General features: G+C 66.7%; 14 protein-coding genes. 7 read left to right on the forward strand and 7 right to left on the reverse strand.

Going from position 1 to position 15,792, the window contains the following annotated elements:
• Positions 1-32 precede the first annotated feature (32 nt).
• Entirely contained in the window at positions 33-671 is a 639-nt protein-coding gene (locus EYF70_RS05115) for an NAD(P)-dependent oxidoreductase (RefSeq protein WP_131144444.1), read from the forward strand.
• A 304-nt stretch (positions 672-975) separates the two neighbouring features.
• On the opposite strand, the gene EYF70_RS31530 is transcribed toward EYF70_RS05115, so the two are convergent.
• From EYF70_RS31530 to EYF70_RS05135, 4 genes are all read right to left on the reverse strand, one after another.
• The gene (locus tag EYF70_RS31530) at positions 976-1,260 is read right to left on the reverse strand and encodes a hypothetical protein (protein ID WP_131144445.1); all 285 of its coding nucleotides are present in this window, start codon (positions 1,258-1,260) and stop codon (positions 976-978) included.
• Positions 1,261-1,618: 358 nt separating this feature from the next.
• Positions 1,619-2,101 (reverse strand): DUF7931 domain-containing protein, encoded by a 483-nt coding sequence (locus EYF70_RS05125; protein WP_131144446.1) that lies wholly within the window; start codon positions 2,099-2,101, stop codon positions 1,619-1,621.
• A gap of 9 nt (positions 2,102-2,110) precedes the next feature.
• Positions 2,111-3,244, reverse strand: a complete 1,134-nt coding sequence (locus EYF70_RS05130; protein WP_131144447.1) for a ribosomal protein uL16 3-hydroxylase — start codon at positions 3,242-3,244, stop codon at positions 2,111-2,113.
• Between the two features lie 74 nt (positions 3,245-3,318).
• Positions 3,319-4,053 carry a PEP-CTERM sorting domain-containing protein gene (locus EYF70_RS05135; protein ID WP_131144448.1) on the reverse strand — a complete coding sequence of 245 codons (735 nt, stop codon included), beginning with the start codon at positions 4,051-4,053 and terminating at the stop codon, positions 3,319-3,321.
• Positions 4,054-4,225: 172 nt separating this feature from the next.
• Between EYF70_RS05135 and EYF70_RS05140 the strand changes: the two genes are divergently transcribed.
• Complete coding sequence (locus EYF70_RS05140) at positions 4,226-4,768, forward strand: FKBP-type peptidyl-prolyl cis-trans isomerase (RefSeq protein WP_131144449.1); 543 nt, start codon at positions 4,226-4,228, stop codon at positions 4,766-4,768.
• Positions 4,769-4,892: 124 nt separating this feature from the next.
• Here EYF70_RS05140 and EYF70_RS05145 read toward each other — a convergent pair whose 3' ends face one another.
• Both EYF70_RS05145 and mutS read right to left on the reverse strand, forming a co-directional pair.
• Positions 4,893-5,876 (reverse strand): hypothetical protein, encoded by a 984-nt coding sequence (locus tag EYF70_RS05145; RefSeq protein ID WP_131144450.1) that lies wholly within the window; start codon positions 5,874-5,876, stop codon positions 4,893-4,895.
• Entirely contained in the window at positions 5,873-8,557 is a 2,685-nt protein-coding gene (gene mutS, locus EYF70_RS05150; protein ID WP_229420708.1) for a DNA mismatch repair protein MutS, read from the reverse strand. Before mutS ends, EYF70_RS05145 begins: the two co-directional genes overlap by 4 nt.
• Positions 8,558-8,769: 212 nt before the next feature.
• On the opposite strand from mutS, the gene EYF70_RS05155 reads away from it, so the two are divergent.
• Together EYF70_RS05155 and EYF70_RS05160 are read left to right on the forward strand one after the other, a co-directional pair.
• Positions 8,770-9,060 (forward strand): putative quinol monooxygenase, encoded by a 291-nt coding sequence (locus EYF70_RS05155; RefSeq protein ID WP_131144451.1) that lies wholly within the window; start codon positions 8,770-8,772, stop codon positions 9,058-9,060.
• 132 nt (positions 9,061-9,192) lie between these two features.
• Complete coding sequence (locus EYF70_RS05160; RefSeq protein ID WP_131144452.1) at positions 9,193-10,029, forward strand: HDOD domain-containing protein; 837 nt, start codon at positions 9,193-9,195, stop codon at positions 10,027-10,029.
• Between the two features lie 144 nt (positions 10,030-10,173).
• Here EYF70_RS05160 and msrC read toward each other — a convergent pair whose 3' ends face one another.
• Positions 10,174-10,680 carry a free L-methionine (R)-S-oxide reductase MsrC gene (gene msrC / locus EYF70_RS05165; RefSeq protein ID WP_131144453.1) on the reverse strand — a complete coding sequence of 169 codons (507 nt, stop codon included), beginning with the start codon at positions 10,678-10,680 and terminating at the stop codon, positions 10,174-10,176.
• A 184-nt stretch (positions 10,681-10,864) separates the two neighbouring features.
• Between msrC and EYF70_RS05170 the strand changes: the two genes are divergently transcribed.
• Genes EYF70_RS05170 through EYF70_RS05180 form a run of 3 tightly spaced genes read left to right on the forward strand, consistent with a single transcriptional unit; the run spans position 10,865 to position 15,724 of the window.
• Positions 10,865-11,977 carry a hybrid sensor histidine kinase/response regulator gene (locus tag EYF70_RS05170; RefSeq protein WP_131144454.1) on the forward strand — a complete coding sequence of 371 codons (1,113 nt, stop codon included), beginning with the start codon at positions 10,865-10,867 and terminating at the stop codon, positions 11,975-11,977.
• Entirely contained in the window at positions 11,974-15,315 is a 3,342-nt protein-coding gene (locus EYF70_RS05175) for a hybrid sensor histidine kinase/response regulator (RefSeq protein WP_229420709.1), read from the forward strand. The genes EYF70_RS05170 and EYF70_RS05175 overlap by 4 nt, the downstream gene beginning before the upstream one ends.
• A gap of 10 nt (positions 15,316-15,325) precedes the next feature.
• Positions 15,326-15,724: an MAPEG family protein gene (locus EYF70_RS05180; RefSeq protein WP_131144455.1), complete on the forward strand. Its 399-nt coding sequence runs from the start codon at positions 15,326-15,328 to the stop codon at positions 15,722-15,724.
• Positions 15,725-15,792 lie beyond the last annotated feature (68 nt).

Below are 15,792 nucleotides of genomic sequence, written 5' to 3' on the forward strand. Positions count from 1 at the left end.
TGGCGCTGTACCCATCAACTGAAAGGAATCCCATGAACATCGCACTGATCGGCGCCACCGGCTATGTCGGCTCGGCATTGCTGGCCGAAGCCGCGAGCCGTGGCCACGACGTGAAAGCCATCGTCTCGCGACCGGCGAACGTACCTGAGCGCCCGGGCGTGCATGCCGTGCGCGTGGATGTGCACGACCGCGACGCATTGGCGGCGCAACTGGCGGGCCTCGATGCCGTGGTCAGCGCCTTCAGCGGCCACGCCCAGCAGGACGTGCAGGGTTATTACGTGCGGGGCATCGAGGCGATCATCGCGGCAACCAGGGCGGCACGGGTGCCGCGCTTGCTGGTGGTCGGCGGCGCTGGCAGCCTGGAAGTGGCGCCCGGCCTGCAACTGGTCGATACCCCGGCATTCCCGGCGCAGTGGAAGGCCACCGCGGAAGGGGCACGCGAGGCGCTGCGCCTGCTGCGCGCGGAGGAAGCGCTGGACTGGACGATGCTGAGCCCGGCGGCACACCTCGAGCCGGGCAGCCGTACCGGTGTCTTCCGCCTGGGAGCGGACCAGCTGTTGACGGATGCTTCCGGAAACAGCCGCATCTCGCTGGAAGACTACGCGGTGGCGATGATCGACGAGCTGGAGCAGCCGGCCCACTCGCGGCGGCGTTTTTCGGTGGCGTATTGACGCGGCTGGCGACGCGGAGACGCTGAAGCGGACGGCTGGGGAGCCGGCCGCCCGGAACGCCGTCTGCCAGGGCCGGACGCGGCTCCGGAACACCTGGCCACGACAGGATGGTTTCAAACGACGTGGCCAGGAAAAACGTGGCCAGGGAGAACGTGCCCAGGAAAAACATGGCCAGGGAAAACGTGCCCGGGAAAAAACATGGCCAGGGAAAACGTGCCCAGGAAAAAACATGGCCCCAAAAACAAAACCGCCCACGAGGGGCGGTTGAGCAGGTTGCCGTCCGGAGACGGCAGCCGTGAAGCGATTACTTGGCAGCAGCAGCGGCCGAAGCGGCTTCCGAAGCGGCCGAAGCGGCAGCCGAAGCGGCAGCAGCAGCGTCCGAAGCGGCAGCAGCAGCGTCAGCAGCCGGAGCAGCAGCTGCGTCAGCAGCAGGAGCAGCGGTTGCGTCAGCAGCAGGAGCGGCAGGAGCGGTTGCGTCAGCAGCTGGTGCGGTGACTTCAGCAGCAGGAGCAGCAGGCGCTTCTTCTTTCTTCGAGCAAGCAGCCAGGGCAACAGCCAGCAGGGAGGCGATCAGCAGGGACTTTTTCATTTGTTTTCCTTTATTAATACACTAATTGATGACAGTTGCGATGAATAATTACCGGTAATTATCGCTCACTAGGGCGTTTCGTGGTCATTCGGACCATATGGTGCCCCAGACAACGGAAACTTCCTAACAGAATATTATAGCGAATTTAAATGAGTCGCAATAGCAACACCAGACAGTTTCGCAAGTTTTTCGTACGTACAATATTGCTACTGAGTCTAGTTTTTGCTGCCTGACCCATACTTACCGGAGGCAAGCAACCAAACAGCCTGCGCAAGAGCGTCGGCAGAGTTGAACCGCAACCCGGACGGCACCACGAAGCGCGCGACCTGAACGAGGTTATAAACCCGTTATGAACCCGTTACAAACCTGTCACGCCAGCTTGCAGGCCGGGCCGGGTTTCGGCCCAGATAGACTGATAACGCTCGAGATACGATTGGGTTGACGAGGGCGATTGAAAAATTGCTTCGCCGCGGAAGTGGTCGCTGTGAAAGCGCCGCACCAGGTGATGCTCGTCGCCGATGCAAAAGGAGTCGGTGAGGTGCCGGATCGAGGCGTTGGTGAGCCGGCATTCCACCAGATGGCTGTAGTCGTGCAGGATGCGCAGGAAGCGCGGTGCATCCCGCTCCAGCCGCGCATTACCGTGGGCAACCAGTTGCAGGCGACCGCCATGGCGCAGGAAGGCACGCAGCAGCGCGTCGTTGCCGGTGCTGCCCAGTTCCCACCAGCCGAAGTCCGGATCGAACATCGCCAGCGAGACACGGGAGCGGGACAGGCAGGCTTCCAGCTGGGCCTGGAACCCGGCGCGGGTATCGAACACTTCCCTGGGGATCTGCCTGTCCATCGCCGGCTCCTATTTATCCAGGTCGAGCCAGCCGTCGGTATACCAGGCGTACAGCGCTTCCATCACGTCTTCCGACGCGGCCGCCACCTGGGCACCCTCGAGCACGCGGTTGTTGGCCAGCGCTTCCAGCGCCGCCTTGTCGGCCCGGCCGATCGCGAACGACTCGCCATTGATGAACACATGCTTGCCGCGATACAGCATCTGTGTCTTGCGCGACAGCTTGACACCCTTCTTCCCCGCCGTTTGCGCGAAGCGGCCGGCCGGCAGCGGCTTTTCAGGGCCCGTGAAGAACACGTTGTGCTTGGGTTCGGACAGGTATTCGCCGAGGAAGATGGCGAAGTCGTCTTCGGTGAACTGCATCTTGTTCAGCTCGTCCGCCAGCCGGCCCAGCATGTCCTTCGGGATTTCCGCCGGCTTGGTGGACGGTTCCAGCTCGGGGTCGGCATAGCGGCCGGGCAGGTCGATCGAGTCGGCCATGAACTGCAGGAACGCTTCGCCGAGTTCCTGGTAGGACGGCGAGCGGAAGCCGATCGAATAGGTCTGGCAATCGCCGATCGCCACGCCGTCGTGGGCATAGTGCGGCGGCAGGTACAGCATGTCGCCCGGCTCGAGCACGAACTCCTCGGTGGGCTTGAACTTGCTGAGGATCTTCAGCGGCAAGCCTTCCACCAGCGACAGGTCCTTTTGCGGGCCGATCTTCCAGCGCCGCTGGCCTTCGGCCTGCAGCAGGAACACGTCGTAGGAATCGAAGTGGGGACCGACACCGCCGCCATCGGTGGCGAAGCTGACCATCAGGTCGTCCAGCCGGGCATCGGGGACGAAGCGGAACTGGCGCAGCAGCGCGTCGGCGGCGTCGTCCTGCAGGTTGACGCCCTGCACCAGCATGGTCCACTCGCGCTGCGTGCGCGGCGGCAGGTCATGCAGCGGGCCGTGCCGCATGTTCCATTCGCCATCGGTCAGGCTGACCAGCCGGGATTCGACGTAATCCTTGGTGGCCAGTTCGGCCAGCTGGTCGAAGGGCAGCAGCGGCTGGAAGCCGGGAATGGCCTGGCGGATCAGCAGCGGTTTCTTGTGCCAGTAATCGCGCATGAACTGCGCGGGCGTGATGTCGCCCAGGAGGCGGAGCGGTGCGGGTTTTTTCATGCCCGGATTATAGGCCATCCGCAGCGGCCGCCGGCGTCAGGCACGAGCGGCATCACGCCCGGCGCGTGCCGCGCTCAGGCGCCGATCGCCTTGCGGCGCCGCATCGCCGACGACGACCCCAGCCTCGCCGCGGCCACGGTGGCCAGGCCGGCGAGCAGCATTGCCGCAGTGGCCGGCTCGGGAACCGCCGATACGCTGAACTGCATCTCGCCGCCGGTCAGGTAGGCGTTATAGCCGAGGCCATGGATCGTCATCCGGAACGGATTCGCAGAGCTGGCACCATAGTGCTGCCAGTCCGCGGCTGACGGCAAGGTTTCCGGCGCGTGCGTGCCGGCTGGCGCCGCGAAGGCGAAATCCACCACGGCCAGCGGGTCGGTTTCCCCGCCGATGTTGCCGCTGCCATTCAGGCCAAGGCCATCGGCGGCGGCGGTGCGCGAAGTGATGAGCAGCGAGTTGTCCAGCGTGATCGTGGCGCCGATCAGGTCGAAGCTGACCGAATGCGAGACGACCTGCGTGAAGTAGCCGCCAAAGCCAGCCGCCAGGGGCGCCGCGTCGTCGTAGGTGAAGCGGCCCGTGAGGACATCGCCGACCGAGGCCTGGATGCCGCCAAGGAATGTGGTGCCGACTTCTTCGTACGAATATGGGTCCAGGTATTCCTCCGCGATCGCGGCAATCGGTACCGCGTAGTCGACGGTGACGAGCGCGGCCCGGGCGGTGCCGGCGGCCAGCAGCGCCGCTGCGAGGACCAGTGCAGTTTTACCCAGTGCTGATTTAACCAGTTCTGTTTCAACCAGTGCTGTTTTCTTCATGTAATTCCTCCGTGCGCGGCGGCGTTGATAACATAATGAAAAGCTTGTTTGATACCGATTGTCAGTTATTCCGTTTTGGCTGTCCACGGTTTCCTGCGCCCGGCACCAGCATGGCGATGGCGCTCGCGGCGTGGAGGTATAATCGGCGCCATCAGACCAGAAAGGAAGTCACATGAAGATCGCCAAGAACACCGTCGTCACCGTGCAATACAAATTGTCCGACGCTCAGAACAACCTGATCGAGGACGGCCGCCAGCCGATGGTGTACCTGCATGGCGGGTATGAAAACACCCTGCCGAAGATCGAGGAAGAACTGGACGGCAAGGAAGTGGGCTATGCGAACACGATCCAGATCGAACCCGATGACGCGTTCGGCGACTACGACCCGAACCTGGTGAAAGTGGAGCCGCGTTCGCGCCTGCCGGAGCCGCTCGAGGTGGGCATGCAGTTCGAAGGCATGCCGGACGGCGACAGCGACGATGAAGCGATGATCTTCACCGTGACCGATATCGCCGAAGACAAGGTCGTGCTGGACGGTAACCACCCGCTGGCCGGCATGGCGCTGCGCTTCGAGCTGAAGGTACTGGAAGTGCGCGAAGCCACCGACGAGGAAATCGCCCACGAACACGTGCATGGCGCGCATGGCCACCACCATGGCGACGAGGACGACGAAGGCGACGCGGGCGACCAGTTCCGCACCCAGCCGATCCACTAACTGGCTTTCCGGCCCGCCACCTGGCGGTGCCGGGATACCAGTGCGTCAACCGGCAGGCCGTTGGCGGGAGCGTCGTTAGCACACGGGCAGCCTCGGCTGCCCGTGTGCTTTTGTGCCTTCTCGATCAGCGCGCGGGCAGCTTCGGCTGCCCGTTTGCTTTGGCGCCTTCTTCATGGCGCAGCGCGAACAGCGCTTCGCTGCCCGGCGCCACGCGCAGCACATTCCACTCGCCCTGCAGGGTCACGTGGCCCAGGTTGCCGCGCCAAGTCACGGTGCCCGGCGCGGGATCGCCCTTGACCGGCGGCTCGCGGTTGGCATCGACCAGCAGCACCTTGCCGGTGTACTTTTCGGCCAGCGTGCGCACCAGCCGGCGTGTTTCGGCGAAGCCATCCTGTTTGGTGGAAAATCCCGCCAGCAGCGAGAAGCCGGGTTCGGCATGGATGCGCACATCGCCGTCCGAGAACAGCACGAGGCCGGCCAGCTGGCGCCGTTTCGCCATGCCGAACAGCCGCTGCAGCCAGGCACGGTTGGCGACCAGCCGGTCTTCGTATTCACTGTTGCGGCCCGCTTCCAGCAGGTAGTGGTTGTTGCGGGCGGGGAGGTTGATCGTGGCGAACAGCACGCCGTGCATTTCCCAGTATGCGTTTTCGGAGTAGCTGCGGAACTTGGTGATGGTCGACTGGCGGTTCAGGTCCAGCTCGCGGCGGCCCAGCGCTTCCTGCCCATCGTAGTAGATCTCGCGGATGCGGTTCAGCCGCTCGATCGCATTGGAGCGGCCCGCCGAATTGCGGCAGCCGGTCCAGTCGTCGCCCGTCAGTACCAGCACCAGCGGCTGGTCGGATTTGTTCAGCAGGGCCTTGCGCTGCAGGTACAGCTTGTCGCTGCACGGTTCGTCCGCCGACTTGATGCCCACGGCGATCACGAAGGCCGGCTTTTCCCGGTCGGCGCGGGCGATCGTGCGCTTCAGGTCGGCGTCGCCCAGCTCGTCGGGAAAGGTGTGGCCGACGACAGCGATGTCGAACGGCTGTTCGTCCGCCGGCGCGGCCCGGGCCGCCGCCAGCAAGGCGGCGCCCAGCACCAGCAAGGCCAGGCGGGCGGGCCGCGTCATGCCGGCACGAGACGCTTGAGCTGGTACAGCCGGTCCAGTGCTTCGCGCGGCGACAGCGCATCCGGATCCAGCTCGTCCAGCGCGGCCAGCAGTGCCGCCAGTTTCGGATCCTGCGCCGCCTCGGCAGCGCCGGCGGCGGCCATGGCGGGCTGGTCGTCGGCATCGGTTGCCGGCGCGGAGAACAGGTCCAGCTGCGGCGTGGCATCGAGCGCCTGCGCTTCCAGGCGTGCCAGGTGCTTGCGCGCCGCCCTGATCACGCCTTGCGGCACGCCGGCCAGCTGGGCCACCTGCAGGCCGTAGCTTTGCGATGCCGGGCCATCCTGCACCGCATGCAGGAACACGATGCTGTCCTTGTGCTCGACGGCCGACAGGTGCACGTTGGCCGCCGTCGGATGGCTTTCCGGCAGCTGCGTCAGCTCGAAATAGTGGGTGGCGAACAGCGTGAAGCTGCGGCTCGTGTCGATCAGGTGGCGCGCGATCGCCCAGGCCAGCGCCAGGCCGTCGAAGGTCGAGGTGCCGCGGCCGATCTCGTCCATCAGCACCAGCGACTGCTCGCTGGCACCGTTCAGGATGGTGGCCGCTTCCGTCATCTCCACCATGAACGTGGAGCGGCCGCCGGCCAGGTCGTCGGTGGCGCCGATGCGCGTGAAGATGCGGTCGATCGGGCCGATCGTGGCGCTGGCCGCCGGCACATAGCTGCCCACGTAGGCCAGCAGCGTGATCAGCGCGACCTGGCGCATGAACGTGGATTTACCGCCCATGTTCGGGCCGGTGATCAGCAGCAGCCGGCGTTCGGCCAGCAGGCGGCAGTCGTTGGCGATGAAGCGCTCGATCTGGTTTTCCACCACCGGGTGCCGGCCTTCGTGGATATCGATGCACGATTCGGCCACCAGCCGGGGCGCGCACCAGTTATTGCGCATGGCGTGTTCCGCCAGTGCGGTGAGCGTGTCCAGCTGTGCGATGCCCTGGGCGATCTTCTGCAGGCAGCCGATGTGCGGCGCCAGGTCGGCCAGCAGCACGTCGTACAGCACTTTTTCACGCGCCAGCGCGCGGTCCTGCGCGGACAGGGCCTTGTCCTCGAAGGCCTTCAGTTCCGGCGTGATGTAGCGTTCGCAGTTCTTCAGCGTCTGGCGGCGGCGGTAGTCTTCCGGCACCTTGTCGGCCTGGCCGTTGGTGACTTCGATGTAGAAGCCATGCACGCGGTTGTACTCGACGCGCAGGTTGGCGATGCCGGTGCGGGCCCGTTCGCGCGCTTCCAGGTCGACCAGGAACTGGCCGGCGTTCTCCGACAGGCCGCGCAGTTCGTCGAGCTCGGCATCGAAGCCGCGCGCGATCACGCCGCCGTCGCGCACCATCGTGGCCGGCTCCGGCATCACCGCCCTGACCAGCAGGTCGACGCAGCTTTCCGGCGTGGCCAGCTGCTCGTGGATGCAGCGCAGCAGCGCCGCTTCGCTCTCGGGGCCGGCCACCCGGGCCAGCGACTTCTGCAGCTTGGGCAGTTGCTGCAGGCCGTCGCGCAGCGCCGCCAGGTCGCGTGGCCGTGCCGTCAGCAGGGCGATACGCGTGGTGATGCGCTCGATGTCCGGCACCTGCTGCAGGTGGAAGCCCAGCGAGCCGGTGGCGTCGTCCTGCATCAGCGCGGCGATCGCGTCATGCCGGCCGCGCGCCACGGCCTGGTCGCGCCGCGGATGGTGCAGCCAGTGGCGCAGCAGCCGCGAGCCCATCGCGGTGCGGCAGCCGTCCAGCAGCGAGAACAGCGTGGGCGCTTCCTGGCCGCGGATGGTTTCCGTCAGTTCCAGGTTGCGCCGGGTGGCCGCGTCCAGCCCGATGAACTCGGACTCGGTCTCGCACGACAGGTTCTTCACGTGCTGCAGGCCGCGGCCCTGGGTTGCCTGGGCATAGCGCAGCAGCGCGCCGGCGGCGCCGAACGCGGGGCCCATGCCATCGGCGCCGAAGCCGGTCAGCGTGGCCACGCCCAGCTGGTCCAGCAGCGCCTTGTGGCCGTGCACCACGTCGAAGTGCCATTCGGGCACGCCGTTCACGTGGCAGATGGTGATCGCGTCGAACAGGTCGCCGCCATCGGCGCGCAGGATCTCGGCCGGCGCGATGCGCTCCAGTTCCTGCTGCAGGCGGCCGTTGACGGCGCGCGCATCGCCGGAAAATTCCATCAGCTTCAGGTTGCCCGAGGCGAGCGACAGCCAGGCCAGGCCGCAGGTGACCTGCTTGCGCACGTTCAGCATCGACAGCGCCAGCAGCGGGCGTTCCGATTTTTCCGGCAGCAGGTCCGAGTCGGTCAGCGTGCCGGGCGTGACGATGCGCACCACCTTGCGCTCGACCGGGCCCTTGCTGGTGGCCGGATCGCCGATCTGCTCGCAGATGGCGCACGACTCGCCCAGCTTGACGAGCTTGGCCAGGTAGCCGTCCAGCGAATGGAACGGCACGCCGGCCATCTTGATCGGCACGCCATTGGCATGGCCGCGCGCCGTCAGCGTGATGCCGAGGATGCGCGACGCCTTTTCGGCATCCTCATGGAACAGTTCATAGAAGTCGCCCATGCGGTAGAACACCAGCATCGTCGGGTGTTCGCCCTTGATGCGCAGGTATTGCTGCATCATCGGCGTGACTTTTTCAGCGGGGCCGTTCTTGACGGCGGCGGCGTTGATTTCTGCGGGGACGTTCATGTGTTCGGTACGGCTGAGAAGCGCTGCGGTCGGGCGTGCATTTTACCCGGTTTGTGCGGCGCCGCACCGTGTTGTTCTACCACTGTACCAGTCGGACCATCGACCGGATAGCCACCCCGCCTGACAGCGTGCGGGGTCGCTGCCCCGGTCACCTGCACGATGCGCCGTTCCCACTTACACTATGCATTTCACCCATCCAGAAAGGACAGCACGTGACCCAAGCCCTGATCGTCGTCGCCACCATCACCGCCCATGCGGGCCACGAAGCCGCCGTGCGCAGCGCGCTCGAGCAGGTCGTGCCGCCCAGCCGTGCGGAAGCGGATTGCCGCCGCTATGAGTTGCACGTCGACAATGCCGCGCCGAACCGGTTCGTGATGCTGGAAGAGTGGACCGGCCAGGCCGCGCTGACGGAGCATGAAGCAACGCCGCATTTCAAGACGCTGGCGGCCGCGATCGGCGGCGTGGCCACTATCGAGATCGCGAAGCTGACGAAGCTGGCTTGAGGAAGCTGGGCTGACAAAGCTGGCCTGAGGAAGTGGGCGAGACCGCGCTGAACTGATCCGTAGAGCACAAAATATTGCCGAGTGGATGGAGTGTGCGCACCGTGCCGGGGCCGGAACAGGTATAGTTCAGTCATGGAAAAGCTCAAAGATTTCGCGCAGATCGTCGCCGAAGCCCAGCGTGGCGAACTGGTGTTCCCCACCAGCGTCAATGCCGCCCTGTCGCTGCAGATGACGCTGGCCGACCCGGACTGCCACGACGAGGACGTGATCCGCAAGCTGCTGGCCGAGCCGATCCTGGCCGCGCGCGCGGTGGCGCTGGCCAACTCGGCCGTGTTCCGCTCCAATGGCGCGGCGTTGGCGACGGGCGTGCGCACGGCCGTGATGCGGCTGGGTTACCGCAACCTGTATTCGCTCACGGCGGCCATGGTGGTGCGCCAGTTCGGTGCCCGCATCCGCGATCCGCAGCTGCGAATGCGGGCCGAGCAATTGTGGAAATATACGGCGCACGTCGCCGCGCTGGCGTATGTGATCGCCGGCCGGATCACCCGCGTGGAGCCGGACACCGCGCTGTTCGCGGGCATCATGCACGAGGTGGGCGGCTTCTACCTGCTCGGCCGGGCCGATGCGATTCCCGGCTTGCTGGACGATCCGGAAGAATGGATGGGCGCGGCGCAGGAAATCATCGCGCGCGAAATCATGAAGAAGCTGCAGGTGCCCGAACCGGTGGCGCTGGCGATCGTGTCGCTGCGCGGCGGCGCGGTGGGCATTCCGCCGGAAGGCTTGCGCGATACGCTGCTGGTGGCGCGCTACCTGTGCCCGGTGCCGTCGCCGCTGCCGCAAGCGCAGGACCACGTGCTGGCGCGCACCGCGGCATTGTCCGGCTACCTGGAACAGCATCCGCAGATCGCCGTGCTGCTGGACGAGGCGGCCGATCAGGCCAAGTCGATGAGCGCGGCTCTGCTCGTATAGTCACCTTGCGGAATCAACCCGCGCAACTAACTCGCGTAGCCAATTCCTTTTGCCGACTCGTGCCGGCAACCCGACCGGCCCGGGCCATGCAGTCAACGTGACTGTCAACGTGACTGTCGACCTGACCGCCCGGGCGTGGCCGCGTCAGGCGCGCGTCTGTTCGAGGATCTTCACCAGCGACTCGATGCCGCGCGCATCGACGTCATCGAAACGGTTCGGCAGCGGGCTGTCCAGGTCGAACACCCCGGCGACCTGGCCGCCGACGAAGACCGGCACCACCAGCTCCGAGCGGGAAGCGGCATCGCAGGCGATGTGGCCCGGGAACGCATGCACGTCCGCCACCACGATCGACTCGCCTTTCTCGACGGTGCTGCCGCACACGCCGCGGCCGCGCTTGATGCGGATGCAGGCCGGCTTGCCCTGGAACGGGCCCAGCACCAGTTCGTCCGGCGTCGGCAGGAAGTAGAAGCCGGCCCAGTTCAGGTCCGGCATGGTATTGAACACGAGCGAGCTGAAGTTGGCGGTATTGGCGATCCAGTCCGTCTCGCCGTGCAGCAGGCCGGTCAGCTGCGAGCGCAGGTCGGCGTACATGGTTTCCTTGGCTTCACGGCTGTCGGTGCGGTAGGCGGTGTCGGAGAGGGAGAAAGTCATCGTGCGATCCTGTCTGGCAAAGAGCGCATTCTACCCGTTCGAACGCGCCGCCGCCGGGGGCGGGCAGCCGGTGCGCCGGTGTTGTCGTTTCAACTATGCGCTGTCATTTTGGCAAACGTTGTAGCATTATGGCTATTGATATGCCGCGTTCCGGCCCGAATAGACCCTACATGACCGTACCGCAGTGACCGCACCGATCAACATCCTCGTCGTCGACGACATTCCGCAAAACCTGATCGCCCTCGAGGCGCTGCTCGCGCGGCCCGGCCTCGCGCTGCTGAAGGCCGCGTCCGGCGCCGAGGCGCTGGAACTGTTGCTGGTGCACGAGGTGGCACTCGCGCTGGTCGACGTGCAGATGCCCGGCATGGATGGCTTCGAGCTGGCCGAGCTGATGCGGGGCAGCGAACGTACCCGTGCCATCCCCCTGATCTTCCTCACAGCCGCCTCGCGCGAGACCAACTACCGTTTCCGCGGCTACGAAGCGGGCGCCGTCGACTTCATGTTCAAGCCGATCGATGCGCAGGCGCTGCTCAGCAAGGTCAACGTGTTCGTCGAGCTGTACCAGCAGCGCAAGCAGCTGTCCCAGCAGCTCGACGAACTGCAGCGCGCGCTGCACATGAACGAGATGTTCATGGCCGTGCTGGGGCACGACCTGCGCACGCCGCTGTCGGTGGTGATGAACGGCGCCATGCTGCTGCCGATGATGACGGACCACCCGAAAGTGGCCGTCACCGCGCAGCGCATCGGCGGCAGCGCGAAGCGGATGGCGCAGATGGTCGACCAGCTGCTCGACCTGGCCCGCATCCGGTCCGGTGACATGCAGCTGAAGAAGGCCAGCCGCGACGTGGCCGAGCTGTGCCGCGCGATCGCCGACGAGTTCGCGGTGCCGGACAAGCCCGCGCGCGTGCAGGTGGAAGCGCGCGGCGATCCCGCGGCGCAGGTCGATGCCGGCATTTTCGCGCAGGTGATCGCCAACCTGGTGGGCAATGCGCTGCAGCACGGCGAACCGGAGCACGCGGTGCTGGTGAACGTGGACGGCACGGCGCCGGAGCGGCTGCGCCTGACGATCGGCAACCGCGGCGTGATCCCGGCCGCCCGGCTGGCCGGGATCTTCGAGCCCTACCAGCACCGCGACGGCGCGCGCAAGGCCGGCCAGGGCCTCGGCCTGGGACTGTACACCGCCAGCACCTTCGTGCACGCGCATGGCGGCGAGATCGACATCGCCTCGGACGAGGCAATGGGCACCACCGTGGTCACTGTGACGCTGCCGCGCGCGGCCGCGCGGGCCGCCGCATGAGCGCGGGCAGCGTGGCGATGGCGCCCGCGCCCGGCTACCAGCCGCGCGGCGGCGGCACCATGGGCGACCTGGTGCGCGCGTTCGACTGGGCCGGCACCGCGCTGGGCCCGCTCGCCGGGTGGACCCCGGCCTTGCGCACGACCGTCGACATCCTGCTCAATTCGCCGATCGCGATGGTGCTGATGTGGGGCCCGCGGCACGTGATGGTCTACAACGACGGCTACATCGAGATCGCCGGCGCGCGCCACCCCGCGGCGCTGGGCGGCACGGTGCCGGAAACGTGGCCGGAGATCTGGGACTGGAACCGGGCGATCCTGGAAGCGGGGCTGCGCGGCGAAACCCAGCAACACAGCGGCAAGCTGCTGACGCTGATGCGCAACGGCGTGCCGGAAGACGTCTGGTTCGACCTGTTCTACACGCCGGTCCACGATACCTGCGGTACGGTGGGCGGCGTGCTGTGCACGGTGGTCGACGTGACGCGGCGGGTGCAGGCGGAACGGGCGCGCGAGCAGGACCGCGCGCAGCTGGACCAGCAGAACCGCCGCCTGCGCGAGGAAACCGGCCTGCTGCGCGAGCTGTTCGAGCAGGCGCCCGGCTTCATGGCCGTGCTGCGCGGGCCGGATCATGTGTTCGAACTGGCGAACAGGCCCTACCAGCGCCTGGTGGGCGGGCGCGACATCATCGGCAAGCCGGTCGGCGAGGCACTGCCGGAAGTGCGCGGCCAGGGCATCGTCGACCTGCTCGACCGGGTCTATGCCAGCGGCGAGCCCTACGTGGGGCGTCAGCTGAAGATCGACCTGCTCGGCGACGACGGCCTGCTCGAGCCGCGCTACCTCGATTTCGTCTACCAGCCGCTGCGCGCGCCCGGCGGCGCGGTAACGGGCGTGTTCGTCGAAGGCGTCGACGTCACCGAACACATCCTCACCGAGGAGCGGCTGCGCATGGCGCAGCAGGCCGGCGGCATCGGCAGTTTCGAATGGTTCCCCGCCAGCGGCAAGCTGGTGGTCTCGCCCGAATACCGGCGCGTGTGGGGCCTGGGGCCGGATGTCGAGGTGACCGAGCAGCTGCTGGTCTCGCTGGTCGATCCGCGCGACCGCGACCGCGTGGGGCCGCACCGGCTGGACCGCGACCCGAATCCGCTGGCCTACACCGAATACCGCATCCGCCGCCCGGATACCGGCGAAGTGCGCTGGCTGGCCCGGCAGGGGGAAGTGGTCGAAGGCGCCACGCCGGCGCAGCGCCGCTACATGGGCGTGGCCTTCGACATCACCGGGCGCAAGCGGATCGAGCAGCAGCTGCGCACCAGCCAGGACCGGCTGGCGGCGATCTTCGGGCAAGCCTCGGTCGGCTTGTCCGAACTGTCGCTGGAAGGGCGCTACACGCGCGTCAACGGCGCGCTGTGCCACATGCTGGGCCGCAGCGAGGAAGGCTTGCTGGGCCTGCACATGGAAGACCTGATCCACCCGGACGACCTGGCGGAAAACCGCGCCCAGGTGGCCCGGCTGAAGGAAACCGGGGTTCCGTTCACGCTCGAGAAGCGCTATGCGCGGCCGGATGGCGAATGGGTGTGGATCGCCAGCAGCATGAGCCGGCTGGACGACGAGGCCGGCCAGCCGGTGGCCCTGATCGCCGTGAAGACCGACATCACCGAGCGCCGCCGCATCGAGGTGGCGCTGCGCGACCTGAACGATACGCTGGAACAGCGCGTGAGCCGTGAAATCGCCGAACGCGACAAGGCCGAGGAAGCGCTGCGCCAGGCGCAGAAGATGGAAGCGGTGGGCCAGCTGACGGGCGGCGTGGCGCACGACTTCAACAACGTGCTGCAGATCATTTCCGGCAACCTGCACCTGCTGGCCCAGCAGGTGGGCGGCGACGAGGCGGTGCGCCGGCGGCTGGACATGGCGATCGCCGCGGTGGAGCGGGGCGCCAAGCTGTCGTCGCAGTTGCTGGCGTTTGCCCGCCGGCAGCCGCTGCAGCCCGTCGTCACCGACCTGGGCCGCCTGGTCTCGAACATGGACGAGCTGCTGCGCCGCGCGCTGGGCGAGGCGGTCGACCTGGTGACGGTGGTCGGCAGCGGCCTGTGGAATACGCTGGTCGATCCCGGCCAGATCGAGAATGTGGTGTTGAACCTGGCGATCAATGCGCGCGATGCGATGCAGGGCGCCGGGCGCCTGACGATCGAACTGGGCAACGCGGTGCTCGACGAGCATTACGTGAGCCAGCTGGCCGACGTGCCGGCCGGCCAGTACGTGATGCTGTCGGTGACCGATACCGGCTGCGGCATGACGCCCGAGGTGCTGCAGCGCGCCTTCGAGCCATTCTTCACCACCAAGCCGGAAGGCGAGGGCACCGGTCTGGGGCTGTCGATGGCGTACGGCTTCGTCAAGCAGAGCCGCGGCCACATCCGCATCTACAGCGAGCCCGGGCAGGGCACCAGCGTGAAGATCTACCTGCCGCGCACGATGCTGGCCGAAGCCGCCGATACCGGCCAGGATGGCCGGCACGATGGCTCGATCATCGGCGGCACGGAAACCATCCTGGCGGTGGAAGACGACGAAGGCGTGCGCACCGTGGTGCTGGACATGCTGTCCGCGCTCGGCTACCGTGTGCTGGCGGCCGAGAACGGCGAACAGGCGCTGCGCATCATCGAATCCGGCGAGCATGTCGACCTGCTGTTCACCGACGTGGTCATGCCTGGTCCGCTGCGCAGCCCGGAACTGGCGCGCATCGCCCAGCAGGTGCTGCCGAACCTGGCGGTGCTGTTCACGTCCGGGTATCCGCAGGATGCCATCGTGCACGGCGGGCGGCTGGACGCCGGGCTGGAACTGCTGAGCAAGCCTTACCGCCGCGAAGACCTGGCGCGCAAGCTGCGCCACGTGCTGAACAACCGCATGCACCAGATCCAGGCGCGCGAGCGGCAGCAGTCGGCCAGCCATCACCTGCTGGAACCGCAGCCGCAGCATGCGCAAGCGCATCTGCACCATTCGTCGCTGCGCGTGCTGGTGGTGGAGGATAACCAGGATTCGCTGCAGATGGTGTGCGAACTGGTGGGGATGCTGGGGCATACAGTGTCCGGCGTGGGCGATGGCGAGTCGGCCTGGCAGCTGATGCAGAGCCAGGAATTCGACGTGCTGTTCACCGACGTGAGCCTGCCCGGCATGTCCGGCATCGACCTGGCGCGCAAGGTGGCGAAGGAAAAGCCGGTGCGTATCATCTTCTCGACCGGCTATGGCAAGGAAGCGCTGGACCACCTGGAATTCGCCGCCGCGTGCCTGCGCAAACCCTACGACTTGATGGACCTGCAGGCGGCGCTGGACAACGTTCCGCGCCCCGGCTGAAAGGAGCGACATGACAACCGAACTGGCATTGCTGGGCTGGACCCTGGTGTTGGCGATCGTGCAGATCCTGCTGCACTCCACGCTGCGTTCTCGAGAAACGGGCCCGGAATTCAATACCGGCGCGCGCGACGGCGAGCCGCCGCCGCCGGGCAAGATCACGGCGCGGCTCGAGCGCGCCAAGCTGAACCTGTTTGAAACCCTGCCGCTGTTCATCGGCGCCGTGCTGGCCGCCCACCTCGCCGGCGTGCAAGGCACGCTCACCTGGTGGGGCTGCTGGCTGTATTTCGGCGGCCGCGTCGTCTACCTGCCGCTGTATGCGTTCGGCGTGCCGATGGTGCGCTCGCTGGTGTGGCTGGTGTCCATGGTGGGGCTCGGCATGGTGCTGTACGCGCTGCTCGGCACTACCTGAAATTGGCCAAGTGGGCACTCCTACATGCAGAGTAGGCGGCGTCCTATGGCGGCTGGACCGTAAGGCTC

Origin of the sequence: Pseudoduganella albidiflava (genome assembly GCF_004322755.1) — a bacterium.
GTDB lineage: Bacteria > Pseudomonadota > Gammaproteobacteria > Burkholderiales > Burkholderiaceae_D > Rugamonas > Rugamonas albidiflava.

Excerpts from the sequence above, each read along its gene's own strand:
- EYF70_RS31530 (WP_131144445.1), bottom strand. The coding sequence starts at position 1,260 with ATGAAAAAGTCCCTGCTGATCGCCTCCCTGCTGGCTGTTGCCCTGGCT.
- EYF70_RS05115 (WP_131144444.1), top strand. The coding sequence starts at position 33 with ATGAACATCGCACTGATCGGCGCCACCGGCTATGTCGGCTCGGCATTG.
- EYF70_RS05140 (WP_131144449.1), top strand. The coding sequence starts at position 4,226 with ATGAAGATCGCCAAGAACACCGTCGTCACCGTGCAATACAAATTGTCC.
- EYF70_RS05175 (WP_229420709.1), top strand. The coding sequence starts at position 11,974 with ATGAGCGCGGGCAGCGTGGCGATGGCGCCCGCGCCCGGCTACCAGCCG.
- EYF70_RS05160 (WP_131144452.1), top strand. The coding sequence starts at position 9,193 with ATGGAAAAGCTCAAAGATTTCGCGCAGATCGTCGCCGAAGCCCAGCGT.
- EYF70_RS05125 (WP_131144446.1), bottom strand. The coding sequence starts at position 2,101 with ATGGACAGGCAGATCCCCAGGGAAGTGTTCGATACCCGCGCCGGGTTC.
- EYF70_RS05135 (WP_131144448.1), bottom strand. The coding sequence starts at position 4,053 with ATGAAGAAAACAGCACTGGTTGAAACAGAACTGGTTAAATCAGCACTG.
- EYF70_RS05130 (WP_131144447.1), bottom strand. The coding sequence starts at position 3,244 with ATGAAAAAACCCGCACCGCTCCGCCTCCTGGGCGACATCACGCCCGCG.
- EYF70_RS05180 (WP_131144455.1), top strand. The coding sequence starts at position 15,326 with ATGACAACCGAACTGGCATTGCTGGGCTGGACCCTGGTGTTGGCGATC.
- mutS (WP_229420708.1), bottom strand. The coding sequence starts at position 8,557 with ATGAACGTCCCCGCAGAAATCAACGCCGCCGCCGTCAAGAACGGCCCC.
- msrC (WP_131144453.1), bottom strand. The coding sequence starts at position 10,680 with ATGACTTTCTCCCTCTCCGACACCGCCTACCGCACCGACAGCCGTGAA.
- EYF70_RS05145 (WP_131144450.1), bottom strand. The coding sequence starts at position 5,876 with ATGACGCGGCCCGCCCGCCTGGCCTTGCTGGTGCTGGGCGCCGCCTTG.